The organism is Ruegeria sp. YTSC003 (assembly GCF_059609785.1).
The window spans coordinates 74,615-92,576 of sequence record NZ_JBXWMK010000009.1 but is presented as its reverse complement, the minus strand read 5'-3'; the positions used below and the strand labels follow the sequence as shown (position 1 = coordinate 92,576).

18 protein-coding genes and 1 riboswitch are annotated in these 17,962 nt (G+C 57.3%); of the genes, 8 read left to right on the top strand and 10 right to left on the bottom strand.

The genetic code is table 11. The features are described from left to right. Positions 1-5 precede the first annotated feature (5 nt). From AC2FFH_RS16700 to dnaK, 8 genes are all read right to left on the bottom strand, one after another. Positions 6-968 carry a HesA/MoeB/ThiF family protein gene (locus tag AC2FFH_RS16700; RefSeq protein WP_496844853.1) on the bottom strand — a complete coding sequence of 321 codons (963 nt, stop codon included), beginning with the start codon at positions 966-968 and terminating at the stop codon, positions 6-8. Beyond that, entirely contained in the window at positions 965-1,561 is a 597-nt protein-coding gene (locus AC2FFH_RS16695; RefSeq protein WP_496765937.1) for a thiamine phosphate synthase, read from the bottom strand. The genes AC2FFH_RS16700 and AC2FFH_RS16695 overlap by 4 nt, the downstream gene beginning before the upstream one ends. Then, entirely contained in the window at positions 1,558-2,322 is a 765-nt protein-coding gene (locus AC2FFH_RS16690) for a thiazole synthase (RefSeq protein WP_496765939.1), read from the bottom strand. Before AC2FFH_RS16690 ends, AC2FFH_RS16695 begins: the two co-directional genes overlap by 4 nt. A gap of 3 nt (positions 2,323-2,325) precedes the next feature. Beyond that, the gene (gene thiS, locus AC2FFH_RS16685) at positions 2,326-2,520 is read right to left on the bottom strand and encodes a sulfur carrier protein ThiS (RefSeq protein ID WP_496721321.1); all 195 of its coding nucleotides are present in this window, start codon (positions 2,518-2,520) and stop codon (positions 2,326-2,328) included. Beyond that, a complete protein-coding gene (locus AC2FFH_RS16680; RefSeq protein ID WP_496765941.1) occupies positions 2,504-3,481 on the bottom strand; it encodes an FAD-dependent oxidoreductase in 978 nt (325 codons plus the stop codon). The genes thiS and AC2FFH_RS16680 overlap by 17 nt, the downstream gene beginning before the upstream one ends. Continuing rightward, on the bottom strand, positions 3,478-4,281 hold the full coding sequence (thiD, locus tag AC2FFH_RS16675; RefSeq protein WP_496765944.1) for a bifunctional hydroxymethylpyrimidine kinase/phosphomethylpyrimidine kinase: 804 nt from the start codon (positions 4,279-4,281) through the stop codon (positions 3,478-3,480). Before thiD ends, AC2FFH_RS16680 begins: the two co-directional genes overlap by 4 nt. 45 nt (positions 4,282-4,326) lie before the next feature. Then, positions 4,327-4,432, bottom strand: a riboswitch (TPP riboswitch). 129 nt (positions 4,433-4,561) lie between these two features. Then, positions 4,562-5,716 carry a molecular chaperone DnaJ gene (dnaJ, locus tag AC2FFH_RS16670; protein ID WP_282119766.1) on the bottom strand — a complete coding sequence of 385 codons (1,155 nt, stop codon included), beginning with the start codon at positions 5,714-5,716 and terminating at the stop codon, positions 4,562-4,564. Between the two features lie 74 nt (positions 5,717-5,790). Beyond that, a complete protein-coding gene (dnaK, locus tag AC2FFH_RS16665; RefSeq protein WP_496765948.1) occupies positions 5,791-7,701 on the bottom strand; it encodes a molecular chaperone DnaK in 1,911 nt (636 codons plus the stop codon). Between the two features lie 212 nt (positions 7,702-7,913). On the opposite strand from dnaK, the gene AC2FFH_RS16660 reads away from it, so the two are divergent. Then, a complete protein-coding gene (locus AC2FFH_RS16660) occupies positions 7,914-8,516 on the top strand; it encodes an alpha-ketoglutarate-dependent dioxygenase AlkB family protein (RefSeq protein WP_496726250.1) in 603 nt (200 codons plus the stop codon). On the opposite strand, the gene AC2FFH_RS16655 is transcribed toward AC2FFH_RS16660, so the two are convergent. Continuing rightward, a complete protein-coding gene (locus AC2FFH_RS16655) occupies positions 8,513-9,334 on the bottom strand; it encodes an ABC transporter permease (protein ID WP_496844850.1) in 822 nt (273 codons plus the stop codon). The two genes, AC2FFH_RS16660 and AC2FFH_RS16655, sit on opposite strands and share 4 nt — an antisense overlap. Positions 9,335-9,457: 123 nt before the next feature. Between AC2FFH_RS16655 and cysQ the strand changes: the two genes are divergently transcribed. From cysQ to AC2FFH_RS16620, 7 genes are all read left to right on the top strand, one after another. Beyond that, the gene (cysQ, locus tag AC2FFH_RS16650; protein WP_496844849.1) at positions 9,458-10,255 is read left to right on the top strand and encodes a 3'(2'),5'-bisphosphate nucleotidase CysQ; all 798 of its coding nucleotides are present in this window, start codon (positions 9,458-9,460) and stop codon (positions 10,253-10,255) included. Beyond that, the gene (locus tag AC2FFH_RS16645; RefSeq protein WP_496844848.1) at positions 10,255-11,055 is read left to right on the top strand and encodes a 3-deoxy-manno-octulosonate cytidylyltransferase; all 801 of its coding nucleotides are present in this window, start codon (positions 10,255-10,257) and stop codon (positions 11,053-11,055) included. Before cysQ ends, AC2FFH_RS16645 begins: the two co-directional genes overlap by 1 nt. A 68-nt stretch (positions 11,056-11,123) precedes the next feature. Then, the gene (galE, locus tag AC2FFH_RS16640) at positions 11,124-12,107 is read left to right on the top strand and encodes a UDP-glucose 4-epimerase GalE (RefSeq protein ID WP_496844847.1); all 984 of its coding nucleotides are present in this window, start codon (positions 11,124-11,126) and stop codon (positions 12,105-12,107) included. A 7-nt stretch (positions 12,108-12,114) separates the two neighbouring features. Continuing rightward, the gene (locus AC2FFH_RS16635; RefSeq protein ID WP_496844845.1) at positions 12,115-13,155 is read left to right on the top strand and encodes a glycosyltransferase family 2 protein; all 1,041 of its coding nucleotides are present in this window, start codon (positions 12,115-12,117) and stop codon (positions 13,153-13,155) included. A gap of 165 nt (positions 13,156-13,320) precedes the next feature. Beyond that, entirely contained in the window at positions 13,321-14,307 is a 987-nt protein-coding gene (locus tag AC2FFH_RS16630) for a glycosyltransferase family 2 protein (RefSeq protein WP_496844843.1), read from the top strand. Continuing rightward, complete coding sequence (locus AC2FFH_RS16625) at positions 14,304-16,004, top strand: DUF5927 domain-containing protein (RefSeq protein ID WP_496844842.1); 1,701 nt, start codon at positions 14,304-14,306, stop codon at positions 16,002-16,004. Before AC2FFH_RS16630 ends, AC2FFH_RS16625 begins: the two co-directional genes overlap by 4 nt. 6 nt (positions 16,005-16,010) lie before the next feature. Continuing rightward, positions 16,011-17,456 (top strand): nodulation protein NodH, encoded by a 1,446-nt coding sequence (locus AC2FFH_RS16620; protein ID WP_496844841.1) that lies wholly within the window; start codon positions 16,011-16,013, stop codon positions 17,454-17,456. Here the strand turns inward: AC2FFH_RS16620 and AC2FFH_RS16615 are convergent. Beyond that, a complete protein-coding gene (locus tag AC2FFH_RS16615; protein WP_496736634.1) occupies positions 17,440-17,958 on the bottom strand; it encodes a L,D-transpeptidase family protein in 519 nt (172 codons plus the stop codon). The two genes, AC2FFH_RS16620 and AC2FFH_RS16615, sit on opposite strands and share 17 nt — an antisense overlap. Between the last annotated feature and the right edge of the window lie 4 nt (positions 17,959-17,962).

The following is a 17,962-nucleotide window of genomic DNA, read 5'->3' as shown; positions in this document are numbered from 1 at the left end:
TTCGTTCACGAGGTTGAGGCCGCGACGAGAACGATCTCGCCCGGCCAATCCGGTTGCAATTTTTCGGCAGCACACCACGCACGCAGGCCGGTGGAACAGCAAAATGCCAGTCTTTTGCTTTTGTTAGGCTCTATTTTTACCAATTCAGAAGACCCGCGGAGCGCGTTGGGATGAATGAGTTCAGGGGCCTCATCCGGGCTGCGCAACTCGATGATCAGATCATCCGTGGTCAGTTGGCAGGCCGACACAAACGGGAAGTGATGGCTGGGCTCAGGCGCGCCGTCAAAGCGGAACGTGCTGCTTCGCATCGTGCGGGCATCGAACTGAATCATCTGCCCGAGTGGCGAAGGGTCCAGCCCGAGAATAACGCTCAGTGCCATTTGCGCTTGCATCGCGCCAATCATTCCGACGACCGGACCCAACACACCAGCCGTGGCACAGCTTGCACCGCTGCCCGGCGCGTCGGGAAAAACCGCCCGCAAAGATGGGGCACCACCGCAGAAACCGCCGACATAGCCGGACAACCCTAGGACCGAGGCGCTTATCAGCGGTTTGCCAAGCGCGCGACACGTATCCGACAGCGTATAGCTTGCCGCATAACTGTCTGCGCAATCGAGGATGACATCGACTTGTGAGGCAAATCGTTGCGAATTTAGATTGGTTAGAGCCTGATTTTTCGTGGAGATCGTAATTTCAGAGTTTAAGGCCTGACACCGCTCAGCCGCGACTTCGGTTTTGGGACGGCCACAGTCCCCCTCGCCAAACAAGGTCTGGCGAGGGAGGTTCGACAGGGCGACTTCATCGGGGTCTACGATGGTCAAATATCCAACCCCAGCACCAGCCAGCAAAGGCAAAACCGGCGCTGCCAACCCCCCGGCCCCCACCACAAGAACCCGCGCGCCGGATAGGCGGGCCTGTCCACGGGCGCCGACCTCCGGCAGGATCATCTGACGGGCGTAGCGGCTCATTTAGTGACCTCGATCCACGCACGTACGCGGGCTTCTGGGTCTGCATTCAAGGTGATGTCTGTCACGACTGAGACAATGTCCGCCCCGGCCTGCAACACCCCCGGCGCGCGCTCCACACTCATCCCGCCTATACCGACCAAAGGGACTTCCCCCACGCGCGCTTTCCATTCAGTGACACGCGGCAGGCCTTGTTGTTCCCATTTCATCTTTTTCAGGATCGTTGGGTAGACGGGACCAAGCGCGACATAATCGGGGGTCATGGCCAGAACACGCTCAAGCTCGTCATCGTCATGGGTCGAGACACCCAGTTTCAGCCCTGCGCGTCGGATCGCCTTCAGATCTGCGTCATCCAGATCCTCTTGTCCCAAATGAATCCAGTCGCAGCCTGCGTCGATGGCAACCTGCCAATGGTCATTCACCACCAGAACAGCCCCATGCGCACGGCACAGATCCCGCGAAACCGCGATCTGTTCACGCACGACCGCATCCGGTTGGTCCTTGATCCGCAACTGCACCAGTTTCACGCCCAGAGGCAGCATCCGGCGCAGCCAGTCGGAATGGTCGAAGATTGGGTAAAACCGGTCGAGTTTCATGACAAAAACGCCTTTCCGATAACGGGGGTCGAGGGTTCGGCCATATCGCGCGCTTCGATCGGGTCGGCCTGATAGGCCAATTGCCCGGCCTCGATGCCCAGCTTCATCGCCTTGGCCATTGCTGCGGGATCACCGGCCCGTGCCACCGCAGTGTTCAGCAGAACAGCATCATACCCAAGCTCCATCGCATGAGCGGCGTGGCTGGGCAGGCCGATACCTGCGTCAATCACCAGTGGTACTTCGGGAAACTCAGCCCGCATTGCGCGCAAGGCGTATTCGTTGTTCAAACCACGGCCCGAGCCTATCGGAGCGCCCCAAGGCATCAGAACCTCACACCCTACCGCCAAAAGGCGCTCACCCACGATCAGGTCGTCCGTGGTATAGGGAAACACCTCGAACCCGTCTTCGGTCAGAATGCGCGCGGCCTCGACCAGTTGGAACACGTCGGGCTGGAGGCTGTCGGTATGCCCGATTAGTTCCAGCTTGATCCATTTGGTGTCAAACACCTCACGTGCCATATGGGCGGTGGTCACAGCCTCTTTCACCGTATGGCAACCCGCTGTGTTGGGCAGGATAAGAACGCTCAGATCGCGGATCATCTGCCAAAAGGTTTGTCCTGCGCCTGCTTCGCGTCGCAAAGATACGGTGGCCACCCCGGCCCCGCTGTCCCGAAATGCCTGTTCCAAGATTGCAGGGCTTGGATATTGCGCGGTGCCCAGCATCAGCGGGTTCGGCAGTGATGTGCCGTAGACGGTCTTCATCGCTCACCCCCCCTGCATCGGGGCGACGACTTCGATCCGATCGCCATCCTTGATTTTACGGGCCTTGCGCAGGCTCGAAGGCACAAAACCCTCGTTCACAGCCGTCGCCACCCGGCCCGAAAACCCGCATTCCTGCAAAAGGCCGGAAAGAGTTTCGGCCTGCACGTCGCGCATCTCGCCGTTAAGTACGATCTTCATCGACCATCTCCGAATGTTTGTTGTCCAACGCTAGGTCAGCCACGCCCTTGGCCAGTGCAGGGGCCAGCAAGTAGCCGTGGCGGTAGAGGCCGTTGGCATAGATTGTCGGTCCCAGCCGCCGAATACGCGGCAGGTTGTCGGGGAAAGCGGGGCGCAGATCGACGCCGGTTTCCAACACTTCAGCCTCACCAAAGGCGGGGTTCAGGGCGTAGGCTGCGCTCAGCAACTCAAGCATCGAGCGTGCGGTAATTCGGCTGCTATCCTCGGATTCGATCATTGTCGCGCCCAGCATGTAGACGCCGTCGCCGCGTGGAACGATATACAGCGGCACGCGTGGATGAAGCAGGCGTATAGGCCGGGTCAGTGTCACGTCTGGGCACCGTATCACCAGCATCTCACCCTTCACGCCGCGCAAGTCCTGCAGGTATTCGCGCGCGTGCAGACCTCTGCAATCAATGGCGTTGTCCAATCCCGTCGGAGCGCACGCATGATGGAATTCAACACCGTGATCCTGAAGCTGGTGCGACAGATCCAGCAAGGCCTGACGCGGATCCAAATGGGCTTCCGCAGCAAAGTAGAGACCTTTTTTGAAACCATACAGATCAGGCTCTAATAAGGTTATTTCTCTGTCATCAACTTCAGAAAACCCCTCAGTTCTGCGGGCGAAACGACGCAGATCCGGCAGATCCCGTGGGTTAGCAACAACCAGTGTGCCGCGCCTGTGGACCTGAGTGCGTTTGGCCCACCAGTCGATTGCCAATTGCCCCAGACGCAGGACAGGTTCCTCGGCGTTTTCATACTCGCACCAAGGTGCCAACATTCCGCCCGCCCACCAGGAGCAGCCATGCGGCCCAGGTGCACCACCGGGATCAAACACCTGAACCTTGGCCCCGCGCGCGACAAGTTCGGAAGCAACGGCCAACCCGGCCACACCTGCCCCTATGATCGACCAGACGGTCACGCGGGCCAAACCTGATGGAAGTGATGAACAGGCCCGTGACCTTGTCCGATTTTTAGAGCATCAGCCTGAGCGATGGCGCCTTGCAGATAGTCATGTGCTTGCGCCACGGCCTGGGGCAGCGAAAGGCCCTTAGCCAACCCGGCCGCTATGGATGAGGACAGCGTGCACCCGGTTCCGTGGGTGTTGCGGGTCTGTTGGCGCGGCGCTTGAAACTGAGCAATCACGCCCGAATGTGAGATCAATATGTCATGGCAGATGTCACCCTTGCCGTGACCGCCCTTCATCAGAACCGCACCAGCGCCAAGTGCACACAGATCTTGCCCTTGTGCGATCATCTGTTCGAGGCTGTCCTCAGACTCAGAGCCCAGCAGGCAGGCTGCTTCGGGCAGGTTTGGCGTTAACACCGTCGCGCGCGGCAACAATACGTCGCGCAGGGTTTGCACCGCCTCTTCTGCCAGCAAGGCATCGCCGGATTTCGCGATCATGACCGGATCCAAAACTACCGGCCCATCAAATTCGGCGATACTATCTGCGACACGTTGGATGATCTGAGGGGTCGCCAGCATTCCGATCTTGATCGCACCAACATCCAGGTCGGTCAGAACAGCCTCGATCTGGGCTACAATTACGTCCAGAGGGATGCCATGCACCGCCGTAACTGCGCGAGTATTCTGCGCCGTCACTGCGGTAATCACGCTGGCCCCGTAAACGCCAAGCGCGGACATCGCCTTGAGGTCAGCCTGAATTCCAGCCCCTCCGCCGCTGTCAGATCCTGCGATTGTTAAGGCAATGGGTGCCATGTCGTTGCTCCGGTTCAAAATGGGCAACGGGCATGGAAAACGTCTAAACACTAAAAGACCGTTCCCTACGCCGGTATTGCCCGGATCAGGTTCGATGGGTTAGCGCATTCACGCCTCTCAGCCCCCAAACAGGGCACCCCAACGGTTGGGGCGACACTCTCAGGGGATGGCGGGGGAATCAAGGGCCAATTTTGGTGCAGATTACGGTCAATCTGGACTTATGAAATGCAAAAGCCGGCCTCAACGGACCGGCTTCTGTTTGATGTTCAGGTGTGCAGGTTCAGCCCTTCATACCGTCCCAAAATGACTTGACGGACGAGAAAAAGCTTTTTGATTCCGGATGGTTATCTTCGCCCAGATCGTCGAACTCACGCAGCAGCTCTTTTTGACGGCTGGTCAGATTGACCGGGGTTTCGACGGCCAGTTCGATGAACATATCGCCAACGCCACCGCCGCGAAGGGCGGGCATGCCTTTGCTGCGCAAGCGCATCTGACGTCCTGACTGGCTGCCAGCCGGAATTTGCACGCGACCCCGGCCACCGTCGATAGTGGGCACTTCGATCGAACCGCCCAGCGCTGCCTTGGCCATGCTGACCGGAACACGGCAATACAGGTTTACGCTGTCGCGCTCGAACAGCTTGTGGTCCGAAACTTCGACAAAAATATACAGGTCGCCCGGGGGGCCACCGCGCATCCCGGCCTCACCTTCGCCCGCAAGACGGATGCGTGTGCCGGTTTCGACACCGGCCGGAATGTTGACCGACAGCGCGCGTTCTTTTTCGACGCGCCCGGCGCCGCCGCATGATTTACAGGGGTTCTTGATAATTTGACCCAGACCCGAACAAGTCGGGCACGACCGTTCAACTGTGAAAAAGCCCTGTTGCGCCCGCACTTTCCCCATGCCCGAACAGGTCGGGCAGGTTGTGGGCTCAACCCCGCCTTCCGCACCCGAGCCGTCACAGGCCGAGCAGGCCACGGCAGCAGGCACGTTGATCGTCTTTTGCAGGCCAGAGAATGCTTCTTCCAGGCTTACACGCAGGTTGTAACGCAGGTCTGACCCGCGCGCGGCCCGTCGACCACCCCCGGTAGCACCGCGCTGACCACCCATAAAATCGCCGAACAGGTCATCGAACACGTCCGAGAAGGCACTGGAGAAATCGCCCTGTCCGCCAAATCCGCCGCCGGGACGGCCACCGCCGCCCATACCGTTTTCAAACGCGGCATGACCAAAACGGTCATACGCGGCCTTTTTTTCGGCATCGCGCAAGACGTCGTAAGCTTCGTTCGCTTCTTTGAACTGAGCCTCGGAATCCGGGTTGTCCTTGTTGCGGTCGGGATGCAATTCCTTGGCTTTCGTGCGAAAGCCCTTCTTGATCTCGTCCGCTGATGCGCCCTTGGACACGCCGAGCACATCATAGTAGTCGCGTTTTGACATCAGTATTTCCTTCTGCCGCAACGTAATCGGGCCGGCCCGGTGACCGGACCGGCCCGAATTGGCCCGGTTTCCCGTTACTTACGCTTTTCGTCGTCAAGATCTTCGAATTCGGCATCGACGATATCGTCTTCACCAGCCGGAGCGGCATCCGCCGCCGCAGGCTCATCCTCGGTCTCTTCAGACTGCGCCTTGTAGATGGCTTCGCCCAGCTTCATGGCGGCTTCGGTCACGTTCTGAATGCCTGACTTGATCTTGTCGGCATTCTCGGTTTCCAGCTCGTCCTTCAGCGCGACAATCGCCAGCTCGATAGCTTCGATGGTGGTCGGGTCGACCTTGTCGGCATGCTCTTCCATCGACTTCTCGGTCGAGTGGATGAGGCTTTCCGCCTGGTTCTTCGCCTCGATCAGCTCGCGGCGTTCCTTGTCCGCCTCGGCGTTCTCTTCGGCGTCCTTGACCATCTTGTCGATATCTTCATCCGACAGACCACCCGATGCCTGGATGGTGATCTTCTGCTCTTTGCCGGTGCCTTTGTCTTTGGCCGAAACCGAGACAATGCCGTTGGCGTCGATGTCAAAAGTCACCTCGATCTGAGGCATGCCACGCGGTGCGGGCGGAATATCTTCAAGATTGAACTGACCCAGGATCTTGTTGTCCGCAGCCATTTCGCGTTCCCCCTGGAAGCAGCGGATGGTCACAGCGTTCTGGTTGTCCTCGGCAGTCGAGAAGACCTGAGACTTTTTGGTCGGGATCGTGGTGTTGCGGTCGATCAGACGGGTGAACACGCCACCCAGCGTCTCAATCCCCAGCGAAAGCGGGGTTACGTCCAGCAGAACCACATCTTTGACGTCACCCTGCAGAACACCGGCCTGAATGGCGGCGCCCATGGCAACAACTTCGTCCGGGTTCACACCCTTGTGCGGTTCTTTACCGAAGAATTTGGTGACCTCTTCGATCACCTTCGGCATGCGGGTCATACCACCGACCAGAACAACCTCGTCAATGTCGCCCGCCGACAAACCGGCGTCTTTCAATGCGGCCTGACAGGGTTTCATCGACTTCTTGATCAGGTCACCAACCAGCGATTCCAGCTTGGCACGGGTCAGTTTCATGACCATGTGCAGCGGCTGACCATTAGCGCCCATCGAGATGAACGGCTGGTTAATTTCGGTCTGCGAGGTCGAGGACAGCTCGATCTTGGCTTTTTCAGCAGCTTCTTTCAGGCGCTGAAGGGCCATCTTGTCTTGCGACAGGTCGACACCGTGTTCCTTTTTGAACTCGTCCGCCAGGTAGTTGACGATGCGCATGTCAAAGTCTTCACCACCCAGGAAGGTGTCACCATTGGTCGATTTGACCTCGAACAGCCCGTCGTCGATTTCCAGAATGGTCACGTCGAACGTACCACCACCAAGGTCATAAACCGCGATGGTTTGGGTTTCTTCTTTGTCCAGGCCATAGGCCAGCGCGGCGGCTGTCGGTTCGTTGATGATCCGCAGCACTTCCAGACCGGCGATTTTGCCTGCGTCTTTGGTGGCCTGACGCTGTGCGTCATTGAAATACGCGGGAACGGTGATGACCGCCTGCGTGACTTCTTCACCCAGATAGCTCTCGGCAGTTTCCTTCATCTTGCCCAGAGTGAAGGCCGAAATCTGGCTTGGGGAGTATTTTTCACCGCGGGCTTCCACCCACGCGTCACCGTTGCCGCCATCCACGATGGCGTACGGCACCATTTTCTTGTCCTTCTGGACTTCTGCATCATCCACACGACGACCGATCAGACGCTTGACGCCAAAGATCGTGTTGTCGGGGTTGGTGACCGCCTGACGTTTTGCAGGCTGACCAACCAGACGCTCATCTTCGGTGAAGGCGACGATCGAGGGCGTGGTCCGCGCCCCTTCTGCGTTTTCGATGACCTTCGGCTGAGAGCCGTCCATGATGGCCACACACGAGTTGGTGGTCCCGAGGTCAATACCGATTACTTTTCCCATATGTTCAATCCCTTTCTCTTCAAGGCGATGTCTCGAGGTCCGGACCCGTTATGGCATCCGGCCCCGATCTGGTTTGCGCAACAGCACTACACCATCGCGCGTCCCGGCGTATATAAGGGCGAGATCAGAGGCCTGCAAGCGGTGTAAAAGGCAGGTTTTCGGGAATCTGCGGCCTTTTTGGCAAGGTTTTGGCAAGGATTGGGGAATCTTCAATGGCGCGGCTGCTTTTGCGCGGATTTGACATCAGAAAAACCTATCTGGACGTTGCGGCACAAACGCAACTGATTGAGGCATTGCGCCCGATTCTGAAATCTGCGCCGCTGTTCCGGCCGGTTACGCCTTCGGGCAAGGAAATGTCGGTGCGTATGACCTCGGCCGGGGCGCTTGGCTGGGTCACCGACAAAGGGGGTTACCGATATCAGGCGCAACACCCTAAAGGAACGGTGTGGCCTGACATTCCCGATACGATACTGAGCATATGGCGCAAGCTTGCCAGCACCCAACGCGATCCGGATTGCTGTCTGATCAACTATTACGGCGAAGGTGCGCGTATGGGGCTGCATCAAGACAAGGACGAGGCAGATTTTTCATGGCCTGTCCTGTCCATTTCGCTGGGCGACGATGCCCTTTTTCGCATCGGAAACGAAACCCGGGGCGGCAAGACCGAGTCGATCTGGCTGAACTCCGGCGACGTCGTAGTCATGGGCGGCCCCGCCCGCCTGACCTATCACGGGGTAGACCGCATCCGTTTCGGTTCATCCAAACTGTTGCCCAAAGGTGGACGGATCAACCTGACCTTACGGGTGGCAAACTAGCGGCGCGCGCCCCAACTGGCCGACACATGCTGACGGGTGAAAAAGATACCCAGCAACCCAATCATCAACAAGGCCATTCCAACCCAAATCGCATATTCCCAACTGGTGTTTCGCGGAAAGTAATTGCGAAAGACAAAGCCGCGGCACTGGTCGATTATGTGAAACAACGGGTTCCAGGCAAAGAAGCTCAGCATGAAGCCACCCAGCGCGTTCCCTACAACCATTTTGCCAGAAAAAATCATGTTCAGGCGTCGATAGATTGTACTGAGAATTCCCGTGGTGGTGGGAAACCATGGCGAGATTGCCATAAACACGACGCCCACCGCGCATCCGGTAAACCAGGCCAATATCAACATATAGAACGCGCCACCCGGTTCTTGGATCTCCAATGGCTCAACTGCGACAGTGTAGATGAAAAGGATCACAAGGATCGAGACCAACTGCGTGTAAAGCGACCCAAATGCGGTTGCCAACAGCGCAACCATCATGTTCATCGGAGAGTGCAGCATCATCGGGTTGTTTCCTGTTGCCACGCCAGAGACGGACGAGACGGCTTTGATATGGGTCAGGAACAGAAAGACACCTGACAACAGAAATAGGATAATGTTACCCCTGATCTTGGCGACCCGCGTGCCCAGCATCGACATGATCAGGTAAAACACGGTCACAAGTGCGAGAATTTGCAAGATATTCACAATGATCGCGATCACAGCATTCGAATGTCTGGACCGTATTCCATGCGCCACCGCATGGAAGATAAGCTCGGAAGTCGTGAAAGCGCCGCCCAGAAGGGTCTGATTCCGCTTAAAATAAAACACTCAGTGCACTCTTTCCCGCTGAATTACCTGCAAACTGCCACGAAATTCTTGCCGTTCCGTAACCGGCACAGCATAAGACCCACAAGGATTTCGATCAACAAACTACAGCAACGGAGCATTTTTGTGACCTATGACGCCCTTATTCCCGTAATCAGACGTCTGGCGCTGGAAGCCGGGGACACAATCATGCAGATTTACGAGGCGGATGATTTCGACGTCAAAGTCAAATCCGACGCCAGCCCGGTGACCGAGGCTGATGAGGCAGCCGATGCCTTGATTTCGGCGGGCTTGCGCGCGGCATTCCCGGATATTCTGCTGGTGACCGAAGAACAGGCCGCATCACATTCCGAAAAAGGCGACACATTTCTGATCGTCGATCCGCTGGACGGCACCAAGGAATTCATCAACCGGCGCGGTGATTTCACGGTGAACATCGCATTGGTCGAAAACGGAGTGCCAACTCGGGGCGTTGTGTATGCACCGGCCAAGGGGCGCATGTTCTACACGCAAGCTGACGGTCAATCGGTTGAGGAAACCGGCGCGCTGAACAAGGCACAGGCCGGCGACGTGACCCCGATTTCGGTGTCAGAACCGGACAATTCGGCACTTATGATCGTCGCGTCAAAATCACACCGCGATCAGGCGACCGAAGATTACATCAACAAATATCAGGTCAAGGACAGCAAAAGCGCGGGCTCGTCCCTGAAATTCTGTCTGGTCGCAACAGGGGAAGCGGACCTCTATCCCCGCGTCGGGCGCACGATGGAGTGGGACACCGCCGCAGGTCATGCCGTGTTGGCTGGCGCGGGCGGCAAGGTTGTTCGTTTCGATGATCACTCGTCATTGACCTATGGCAAGGACGGCTATGCAAACCCGTTCTTTATCGCCTACGCTCCGGGCGTTGACCTGAAGGAGGCCTGATGTCTGTTCTGATTGCCATCCCCGCCCGCTATGCCTCAACCCGCTACCCCGGCAAGCCGCTGGTTTTGCTGACCGGGGCAAGCGGCAATGCGATGACCCTGATCGAACGATCCTGGCGCGCTGCATGTTCTGTGTCGGGCGTGGACAAGGTGGTTGTCGCCACCGATGACGACCGCATCCGCGACGTGGCCGAAGGGTTCGGGGCTGAGGTGGTGATGACATCCGAGACCTGCGGCAATGGCACTGAGCGATGCGCCGAGGCCCATACTGCTCTGGGCGCAGGCTATGAGATCGTGGTCAACCTGCAAGGGGATGCACCACTGACACCACATTGGTTTGTCGAAGACCTGATCGCCGGTCTGCGCGCCGCGCCCTACGCCGGGGTCGCGACGCCGGTTCTGCGCTGTGACGGAGATGCTTTGAACAGCTTGCTGAACGATCGCAAAAACGGGCGGGTCGGCGGCACAACTGCCGTATTTGCGACCGATCACAGCGCAATGTACTTCTCGAAAGAGGTTGTGCCTTTTACCGCCGAAACTTTTGCCGGCACCGAACCGACACCGGTGTTCCACCATGTCGGCGTCTACGCCTATCGCCCCGATGCGCTGTCAGCCTATCCAACCTGGCCAGTAGGACCTTTGGAGCAATTGGAAGGGCTGGAACAGCTACGCTTTATGGAAAATGGCCGCAAGGTTCTGTGCGTTGAGGTTGAGGCCAAGGGCCGCCAATTCTGGGAATTGAATAACCCGCAAGATGTGCCGAAGCTCGAAGAGATGATGGCCGCTATGGGGTTGGATTGACCTATTTTCACCTGAACTCCTGTCGAGACGACGTCTAACCGGGCGTCACACCGCAATTTGGAACGAATATGAAGAACATTCTTGTCACTGGCGGTGCCGGGTACATTGGATCGCATGCCTGTAAGGCGCTTTCTCAAGCTGGTTACACGCCTGTGACCTTCGACAATCTGGTCACTGGCTGGCAGGATGCGGTGAAGTTCGGTCCGTTCGAACAGGGCGATCTGTTGGATCGTGCCCGGCTGGATGAGGTCTTCGCCAAATACGAACCCTTGGCCGTGATGCATTTTGCCGCCCTCAGCCAAGTGGGTGAGGCCATGTCCGAGCCTGGCAAATACTGGTCCAACAACGTGACCGGTTCGCTGAATTTGATCGAAGCCACGGTGGCCGCCGGATGTGAGAACTTTGTATTCTCGTCCACCTGCGCCACCTATGGCGAGCATGACAATGTGGTGCTGGACGAAGACACGCCGCAACTGCCGCTGAACGCATACGGCGCCTCAAAACGTGCCATCGAAGATATCCTGCGCGATTTCGAGACCGCGCACGGGCTGAACCACGTGATCTTCCGGTATTTCAACGTGGCCGGTGCCGACCCTGATGGCGAGGTGGGTGAGTTCCACCGCCCGGAAACCCACCTTGTGCCTCTGATGCTGGATGCCATCGACGGCAAGCGCGACGGATTGACGGTATTCGGGACGGACTACGACACACCAGACGGCACCTGCATCCGCGATTATGTACACGTTTGCGATCTGGTCGACGCCCATGTCTTGGGGCTGAACTGGCTGGAGCAAGACAAGGGCAGCCGCGTGTTCAACCTTGGCACCGGGTCGGGGTTTTCGGTGATGGATGTGATCAGCCATTCCAAGGCCGTCACCAACCGCGACGTGCCTTTCGCGATCGGACCGCGTCGAGCGGGCGATTGCACCAAGCTGGTATCCGGTTCTGTTCGTGCGGGTAACGAGCTTGGCTGGTCCCCGGAAAGATCAACGTTAGAGACAATGATTGCCGATGCATGGCGCTGGCATCAGAACGGCCATTACGAAAAATGAGCTTATTGTGACTGGTACAGGGGAAGATACGCTTCCGTCCATCTCATGGGTGCAAATGTACAAGTTGCGGCTAAAACGACAGCGGTTGTTGTGGCGGTCCTTTCGCAGCCGCCATCAATTGTCCTGTCTGAGCGATCGCACGGCGAACATCATACCCGGTGGTATTCTGGCCTTCACCACGCTGCGCAATGAAATCACCCGCCTGCCCTGGTTCCTGCGCCATTATCGCGCATTGGGCGTCAATCACTTTCTGATCGTCGACAACGACAGCGACGATGGCTCGGTGCCCTTTCTCAAGGAACAGCCGGACGTTTCTCTGTGGCAGACCCGGGACAGCTATCGCATGTCGCGCTATGGGCTGGATTGGCTGACCTGGCTGCAAATGCGCTATGGGCACGACCACTGGACCCTGATGGTCGACGCGGATGAGTTGCTGATCTACCCCGATCATGGCACCCGGCCCCTACCCGACCTGACGAAATGGCTGGATGATCAGGGACGTGTGGCATTCGGCGCGCTGATGCTGGATCTTTATCCCAATGGCCCGCTGGGGGAACAAGGCTACGATCCTGAAACCGACCCGACCGACGTGGTGAGGTGGTTTGATGCCGCCCCCTACCGGGCACAAAGGCAAAGCCCGCTGGGCAACCTTTGGGTACAGGGCGGCGCGCGCGAGCGCATGTTTTTTGCCGACACCCCGCGCCGATCTCCGACGTTGAACAAAATCCCACTGGTCCGGTGGTCGCGGCGCTACGCCTATGTGAATTCGTGCCATTCCGCATTGCCACGCTACTTGAACGCCAGTTACGGAGGGCCCGGCGACACAGCGTCATCTGGTGTCTTGTTACACACAAAATTCCTGCCCGAAGTTGTGGAAAAATCAAAGATCGAGAAAGAGCGCCGGCAACACTTTCACGATCCTGAACAGTTTGCAGACTACTATGACGGCATCATGGAACACCCTGTCATGTGGACGCCTGATTCCAAGCGATACACTGGTTGGGAATCTTTGCAGCAGCTGGGCCTGATGGGAATAATTGACTGGTAAAGTCACAACTCGAACTAACGGTTTTTAAAGTCGTTGCTTCGAAAGATGGAAAAATGGCATAAAACGGCAATTGTCCGGTACCACTCTGGCTTGTACAGCCTCCGGGCACGCTCGCGTAAATAACAAAGGTTGGGCAGTCGCGTGGGCCTATTGGATTCATACCGAATGAGATTGCGGCGCAAGCGCCGTATCCTGCGCTGTCTTCGAAAGCGGCGCGACCTTATTCCCGTTTCCGTAAATACAAATTCGATAAAACGGAAAGACGTCCTGCTGGTCAGCGTCATACGGAATGAGAAAATCCGCCTGCCATATTTTCTGGCCTACTACCGGCAGCTGGGCATCAACCATTTTCTGTTCGTTGATAACGCCAGCAATGACGGGTCACTTGAATATCTGGCGGGTCAACCCGACGTCTCGGTCTGGCGAGCCGATGCAAGCTATAAGCGTGCGTCGTTTGGGGTGGACTGGACAAACTACCTGCTGCGCAAATATGCACACCGCCACTGGGTTCTGACCGTCGATCCGGACGAATTCTTCATCTATCCATTCTGCGATACCCGGCCGATCCGTGCCCTGACCGACTGGCTGGACGGCTGCGCCGTGCGCAGCTTCAGTGCAATGCTGATCGACATGTATCCCGAAGGACCAGTCGAAGACGCCATCTATTCTGAGGGACAAAACCCGTTCGAAATCGCCAAATGGTTTGATGCAGGCAATTATACGATCACAAAGAACCCGACCTACGGGAATCTCTGGATTCAAGGCGGACCCCGCGCGCGTGTGTTCTTTAAGGACACGCCGAAAAAAGCGCCTGCGCTAAACAAGATACCATTGGTGAAATGGGACAAGCGCTATGTCTATGTCAGCTCGACCCATGCGCTGCTGCCACGCGGGTTGAACCAGGTGTTTGATGAATGGGGTGGCGAAAAAGCAAGCGGCGCGTTGTTGCACGCCAAACTCATCAGCACACTGGGCGAGAAGGCCCAGGAAGAGATGGAGCGCGGCCAGCATTACCGCAGCTCTGACGAATATCGCGCCTATGCCGAACATTTGGCGGATATGCCCGAGTTGTGGTGCGATAAGTCCGAAGCCTACATCAACTGGCGACAACTTGAGATTCTGGGCCTCATGTCTAAAGGAAACTGGGCATGAGCGACCTGGGCATCATTATGCTGGTTCACACCGCGCTGAACCGGGCCGGCCAAGTGGCTCGACACTGGACCTCTTCGGGGTGCCCGGTGGTGATCCATGTGGATCGCAAGGTGCCAAACAAGGTCTATGCGGAATTCGTTGCCGCCTGTGCGAATGACCCGCTGATCCGGTTCTCTGACCGTCATGTCTGCAACTGGGGAGGGTGGGGCATCGTTGCCGCCTCGCAATCTGCTGCCACGCTGATGCTTGAGACGTTTCCAGATGTCCGCCATGTTTTCCTGACTTCGGGCTCCTGTCTTCCGTTGCGGCCAGTGGATGAACTGGTCAATTACCTCGCGGACCGGCCGCGCGTGGATTTCATCGAAAGCGCCACAACCTCTGATGTAAGCTGGACTATGGGGGGCTTGGATCAGGAACGCTTTACCCTGAGATTTCCGTTCTCGTGGCGCAAGAACCGCAAACTGTTCGATGCCTATGTGAAACTGCAACGCGCATTGCGCATTCGACGCTACATACCCGAAGGGTTGGTGCCGCATATGGGTAGTCAGTGGTGGTGCCTGACCCGCCAAACCCTGTCAGCCATATTGCAGGATCCAAAACGCGAGACCTATGACCGGTATTTCCGGCGCGTCTGGATTCCCGACGAAAGTTACTTCCAGACGCTGGCGCGCCTGTATTCGACCCATATCGAAAGTCGGTCTCTGACCCTGTCCAAATTCGACTATCAGGGTCGTCCGCATATTTTCTATGACGATCACCTGCAGCTGCTGCGCAGATCCGACTGTTTTGTTGCCCGTAAAGCCTGGCCCAACGCGGATCGCTTGTATCAGGCCTTTCTGACCGATCAGGCCGGCGCCATGAAACCCACAGAGCCCAACCCGAGCAAAATTGACCGGGTGTTTTCCAAAGCAGTCGAACGGCGCACACGTGGGCGTGACGGGTTGTACATGCAAAGCCGGTTTCCACGCCACGGCAACGAAAACGGGCTGACGTCCTCTCCGTATTCAGTTTTTCAGGGCTTTACTGAAGTGTTCGAAGATTTTGAACCCTGGTTGACCAACATCACGGGCGCGCGTGTCCACGGGCACCTGTTTGACCCGAAGCGCGCTGAATTCGCCGGCGGAGAAACCATCGTCAACGGCGGCCTCAGCGACTGCGCAAAGCTGCGGGACTACAACCCAACGGCTTTCCTTTCGAACCTGATCTGGAACACACGCGGCGAAAAACAGTGTTTTCAGTTCGGCCCCGCCGACACGCAAGAGATCAACTGGCTCTTGGCCCGGGACAAGAATGCGCTGATTTCAGTCATAACCGGGGCCTGGGCTATCCCGCTGTTTCGATCCAATTTGAACTTTGCCGATATCCGGGCTGAAGCCGCACGGCTGCAGCAGATCGAAACCAAGCAATTGGAAATCCTGTCTTCTGTCTGGACCAAGGCGCGGGTTCGCAGGTGGACACTGGCAGAATTCGTTGAATCTCCGGTCGAGCCTTTGCAGACGGCGGTCGAGGATACCGGAACCACCCAAGCCAGCCACCTGACCGAAGCACCGAAAATGGTGGATCTGTCCGGGTTCGGCCAGTTCCTGCAAAACCTAAAGAACCAGGGCATGCACCCTTATCTGATGGGCGATTTCCCACCGGATGACAGTTTTACCGACCGGGTCCGGCCATATCGAAAACCCTATCTGGTGCAGTAAAGATAAATGACGCCCCAATTTGACTACTTTATCATTCTTGCAGCCATGCGGACCGGTTCCAACCTGCTTGAGGCGAACCTGAACGCCATCGAAGGAGTCACCAGCCATGGCGAGGCGTTCAATCCCCATTTCATCGGGCGCCTGAAATCCGACACTCTGCTGGGCATCACGGTGGAAGAGCGGGATCGTGACCCTTCCACATTGCTCGAGGCGATCCGGCAGGCACCAGGGGAACTGAACGGGTTTCGCCTTTTTCAGGGACATGATCCGCGTGTGTTAGAGCCTGTTTTGGGCGATCCGCGTTGCGCCAAGATCATTCTGACCCGAAACCCTCTGGACAGTTTCATCTCGTTGAAAATCGCGCGCGAAACCAAGCAGTGGCAGCTGAAAAACATCAAGCGTCGTCGCGAAGCACAGGTTGAGTTCGATGCCGAAGCGTTCATGAAATACCTGAACCGGCAGCATGAATACCACCTGATGCTGTCGCAGCGTTTGCAGCAAAGCGGCCAGACCCCATTTTACATTGCCTATGAAGACCTGAACCAGGTGCACCTGTTGAATGGTCTTGCCGCCTGGCTGGGTGTGTCCGGCAGGCTGTCGGCGATCGACGAAACACTCAAACCGCAAAACCCCGAGCCGGCGCTAGCAAAGGTGACGAACCCCGACGAAATGGAGCAGGCGTTGTCACAGATCGACAGCTTCAACCTGCACAGCTCTCCGAATTTCGAACCACGCCGACGCCCCTTGGTGGCGAACTACGTTGCCGCACCAAAGACTCCACTGATGTACATGCCCATCCGCGGGGGAATGGAAAGCCCGGTAACAAGGTGGATGGCCGCGCTGGACCATGTTGATGTCGAACAATTGCTCACCAATCAGAACAGGAAACAGACGCGTCAGTGGTTTTTATCCAATCCCGGGCATCGAAAGTTCGCCGTACTGCAACACCCAATGGCCCGCGCGCACCGCGCTTTTTGCAGACATATCCTCAACACAGGTTCCGGCGCCTATCCGAAAATCCGACACGTCCTGCGCAACCGACTAAAGATTCCGATCCCCGGAAAATTGCGCGATGGCAATTACCCGGTTGAGCAGCACTACGAGGCGTTTTCGGCGTTCCTGACATTCCTGCGTCAGAACCTTGCCCTACAGACCGCCATACGCGTGGATGCAGCATGGTGCAGTCAGTCGCAGGCCCTTGAGGGGATGGCGCCCTTCGCATTGCCCGACCTGATCCTGAGGGAGGATGAGGTCACGACAGCCCTGCCCGACCTGGCGCGCCGGATGGGGCACAGCACACCGCCCCTACCCGAACTCAGCGAACCGGATACACCGTTTACCTTGGCCGAGATTTATGACGACAAACTGGAAACGCTGGCCGCCCAGGCGTACCAGCGTGACTATATGCAGTTCGGATTTGGGCCCTGGAAACCGATTAGGGACGCAGAGTAATCAGCGTGCCCCGGTTTACCATCGAATAGATCTCTTCGATCTCGTCATTCTTGACGGCGATGCAGCCCGCGGTCCAATCCGACGTCTTTTTAGCGCGCTTACGCTCTTTGCGACGGTTCGGTTGTCCGTGGATGAAGATATCGCCGCCCGGATCGACACCCATGGCCTTCGCTTTCGCGACATCTTCAGAATTCGGGTACGAGATCCCCAGCGACAGATGATAGCGGCTATTTGGATTGTGCCGATCAATCAGGTAGCTGCCTTCCGGCGTACGCCCATCACCGCGCTTGGCTTTGGTGCCGTTGGGCGCAAATCCAAGATCAACATTGTATTCTTTCAGGATCTTATCATTGTGCAGAAGATATAGTTTCCGCGAGCCCTTGTTGATGACCAGAGAGGTCACTTCGGGTCCGTTGTAAGTTAGAATTCTGGGGTTGGCCGAGGCACAAGCTGAGAGGCTCAGCGTTGCCATTGCACCCAATCCAAATGCTCGACGATCCATGTTC